General features: G+C 68.9%; 3 protein-coding genes and 2 pseudogenes. 3 read left to right on the forward strand and 2 right to left on the reverse strand.

Annotated elements, in window-relative coordinates; all coding sequences use genetic code 11:
• A pseudogene (locus KBB57_RS20175) lies at nucleotides 1–127 on the reverse strand (sarcosine oxidase subunit beta); the annotation flags it as partial.
• Nucleotides 128–233: 106 nt separating this feature from the next.
• On the opposite strand from KBB57_RS20175, the gene KBB57_RS19880 reads away from it, so the two are divergent.
• Nucleotides 234–1,202: a GlxA family transcriptional regulator gene (locus KBB57_RS19880; RefSeq protein WP_290754093.1), complete on the forward strand. Its 969-nt coding sequence runs from the start codon at nucleotides 234–236 to the stop codon at nucleotides 1,200–1,202.
• 306 nt (nucleotides 1,203–1,508) lie between these two features.
• Here KBB57_RS19880 and KBB57_RS19885 read toward each other — a convergent pair whose 3' ends face one another.
• A complete protein-coding gene (locus KBB57_RS19885) occupies nucleotides 1,509–2,552 on the reverse strand; it encodes a GlxA family transcriptional regulator (protein WP_290754096.1) in 1,044 nt (347 codons plus the stop codon).
• A gap of 196 nt (nucleotides 2,553–2,748) precedes the next feature.
• Between KBB57_RS19885 and KBB57_RS19890 the strand changes: the two are divergent.
• Together KBB57_RS19890 and KBB57_RS19895 are read left to right on the forward strand one after the other, a co-directional pair.
• Nucleotides 2,749–2,970: pseudogene (locus KBB57_RS19890) on the forward strand (hypothetical protein); the annotation flags it as partial.
• On the forward strand, nucleotides 2,970–3,507 hold a 538-nt coding region (locus KBB57_RS19895; protein WP_290754099.1), incomplete at its 3' end, for a tetrahydrofolate dehydrogenase/cyclohydrolase catalytic domain-containing protein. The pseudogene KBB57_RS19890 and the gene KBB57_RS19895, both read left to right, overlap by 1 nt.

Here is a 3,507-nt window from a genome sequence, read left to right on the forward strand (position 1 = left end):
GGCCCCCCGCCCCGACGATGATCACGTCGTAGGACGCCTTCGGCTCGCGATCCGGCCACTGCGCCGTCCAGTTCCTCTGACCCGTCAGCGCGCCCTTGACCACCTGGGCGAAGGAAAAATGCGTCATCGGTTTCGGGCTCCCCACTATCCGTTGCGCCCCTATAGCCGATCCCGGTCGGCCCGGCCTGTATCATTGCGCCAGATCCGTTGTAAGCTGGCGACGGAGGTGCCCTTTGGCCCAGCTCAACGTCGGCTTCATCCTGGCGCGGCGCTTCACACTCTGCGCGCTCGGCAATTTCGTCGACGTGCTGCGCCTCGCCGCCGACGAGGGCGACCGCTCGCGGCCGATCCTCTGCGCCTGGCGGGTGCTGTCGCCGACGATGGAGCCGATCGCGTCGAGTTCGGGCATCGTCGTGCAGCCGGAGGAGCGGCTCGGGGATCCGACGCGTTTCGACTATCTCGTGGTGGTCGGGGGACTGGTCGACGAGATCGAGCACCTGCATCCGGACACGGCGCGGTTTCTCGAACGGGCGGCGGCGGCGGGCGTACCGCTGGTCGGGGTCTGCACCGGCACGTTCGCCCTGCACCGGGCGGGGTTGATGCAGGGCTACCGCGCCTGCGTCAGCTGGTTCCACCACGAGGACTTTCTCGAGCGCTTCGACGGGCTTAAGCCGGTCTCCGACCAGATCTTCGTCATCGACCGCGACAGGCTCACCTGCTCGGGCGGGGTGTCGGCGGCCCATCTCGCCGCCTTCATCGTCGAGCGCCACCTCGGCCGCGCGCGGGCGAGCAAGAGCCTGCGCATCATGATCCTCGACGAGGCGGCGGCCGAGGAGCCCCAGCCGGGGATGCCGCTGGCGCTCGCCACCGACGACGCGCTGGTGCGGCGCACGCTGCTTCTCATGCAGCAGTCGATCGACGCGCCGCTGTCGATCGGTCGGGTGGTGGCGCGGCTCGGGGTCAGCCGGCGCAAGCTCGAACGGCACTTCCGCGATGCCCTGGGCATGGCGCCGCTCGAGGCGGATCGACTGATCCGGATCGAACAGGCCAAGCACCTGCTGGTCACGACCAGGTGGCCCGCCACCCGGATCGCGGCCGAGACCGGGTTCTGCGACCTGCCGCACATGATCAGGGTGTTCCGCATCGCCGAGGGTACGACACCGAACACGTTCCGGAAGATGCGCGGTCAGGGCGGAAGCTGACACCTTTCGCCGACAGCTTTGCGTCCAGGAAATGTCGCAGGGATGGAAGCCTCGCGTCCCCCAGCCAGCCAGGGTCACTGCGCCGGCGCGCCTCCCGAGCTCTGCCGGACCTAGCCGGACCGGCCGGGCCTCACCTCGATGGACGGGAGCGGCGCGCGGGAGCCGGCGGTGACGGCGTATTGGGAGAAGTGCGCGGCGGCGGCGATGCCGTCGAAGTTCGTGATCGCGCCCTCCCGCCAGTGGCGTTCCGCGCCTGTCCGGCAAGGGCGCAAAATCGCTCCGGCAGGTCGCCTGAGTCCGGGGCCTTCAGGCGTGAAGCACCAGCGTCCCCTCTCCGGGGGGCGCGTTTCGCATCTCGGACGGCGTGCGGTCGTAGCGCTGGCGGAACATCCGGCTGAGATGCGATGAATCGCAGAAGCCGCACTCGACGGCGACCGTGGAGATCGACTTGTCCGTCGCTTCGAGGAGGTGGCGCGCGAACGACAGGCGGATGTCGAGGAAAGCCGCCCGCGGCGAGGTATCGAGCGCGGCGCGGAAGTGGCGTTCGAGCTGGCGCTTGCTGCTCCCCATCTGGCGCGCGATCTCGGTGACCGAAAGCGGCGTATCTATGCGCTGCTGCATGAGCAGGAGCGCCCGCTTCACCATCGGATCCTCGGTCTTGAGTTCCAGCGGGATGCCGGGCTGGGCCTTCTCGGCCAGGAGCGCATCGTCGATGATCATGATGTGCAGGCTCTTGTTCGCCTGGGCGCGGCCGACGTGTTTCTCCACGAGGTAGGCGGCGAGGTGGGCGGAACTGGCGCCGCCGGCGCAGGTCAGGCGGTCGCGGTCGACGACGAATATCTGGTCGGAGACGGGTTCGAGGCCGTCGAACTGTTCGAGGAAGTCGGCGTGGCAGAACCAGCTGACGCAGGCGCGATAGCCGTTCATCAGGCCGGCGCGGTGCAGGGCGAAGGCGCCGGTGCAGAGGCCGACGAGGGGGACATCGGCCTCGGCGGCGCGCTGGAGGAAGCGGGTATAGGCGGGGCTGATGTTGGGAATTTCCTCGAGCAGGCCGCCGACCACGACGATGTAGTCGAAGCGCCTGGGGTCTCCGAGGCGCTCGCCGGGCTGGACCGGAACGCCACAACTCGAAGGCACCGGATCCATCGTGTCGGAGAGGACCGACCAGCCGCAGAGGATGGGGCGGGAGCGGTCCCCCTCGTCGGCGGCGAGGCGGAGGACATCGACGAAGTTCGCGAAGGCGCAGAGGGTGAAGCGCCTGGCGAGGACGAAGCCGACGGACAGGCGCGGGCCCGCGGGACGTGGCCGTTGCGCTCTTGGATGTCGGACTTCCTTCGCTCGTGGCTCCATGACGCGCCTCATTCGAACGAACCTCGCGGGAACTGTCGTAGCGATGTTCCGGCCTTGACGCAAATGTCCTGTCGGGAATGGCGGGGGTGAAGCATACCTTCCCGCAAGACGCCCGCGCGTGTCGCTTCCCCCGTTCAGGATGAACCGGGGGACGGCAGGCCGGCACCTCCTCGATCCGAGCCGAAAAGGGTTGGCTATGAAAATACTGGTCCCGGTGAAGCGGGTGGTCGATTTCAACGTCAAGATCCGCGTGAAGGCGGATGGTTCGGGCGTCGACCTCGCCAACGTCAAGATGAGCATGAATCCCTTCGACGAGATCGCCGTCGAGGCCGAGGCGCCGGGGCTCGTCATCCTTGGCAAGCAGGCGATCGACGACGACGCGAACCAGACCGGACAGATGCTGGCGGCGCTGCGCGGATGAGTGCCAGCATCATCGACGGCAAGGCCCACGCCGCCCGCCTCGGCGAGCGGATCACCGCCTCGGCCGCGGCGCTGGCGGAGACGGCGGGCACTACCCCGGGCCTTGCCGTCGTCCTCGTCGGCAACGATCCCGCGAGCGGGGTCTACGTGCGCAACAAGGGCCGGACGGCGCGCAAGGTCGGGATGGCGAGCTTCGAGCACGTGCTGCCCGAGGACGCCACCCAGGAAGAGCTGATGAAACTCGTCGCCGAGCTCAACGCCGACGACGCGGTGGACGGCATCCTCGTCCAGCTCCCCCTGCCCGCGCATCTCGACTCGCTCGCCGTCGTCAATGCGATCGACCCGGCCAAGGACGTCGACGGGCTGCATCCGCTCAATGCGGGCCGCCTCGCCTCCGGGCTGCCGGGGCTCGTCTCCTGCACGCCGCTCGGCTGCCTCATGCTGCTGCGCGCCGCGCGGGGCAACCTGTCCGGCCTCGACGCGATCGTCGTCGGCCGGTCGATCCTGGTCGGCAAGCCGGTGGCGCAGCTGCTGC

The organism is Amaricoccus sp., from assembly GCF_017993425.1.
Classification (GTDB): Bacteria; Pseudomonadota; Alphaproteobacteria; order Rhodobacterales; family Rhodobacteraceae; genus Amaricoccus.

Coding starts and splice junctions, on each gene's coding strand:
- KBB57_RS19885 (WP_290754096.1), bottom strand. CDS start 2,552: ATGGAGCCACGAGCGAAGGAAGTCCGACATCCAAGAGCGCAACGGCCA.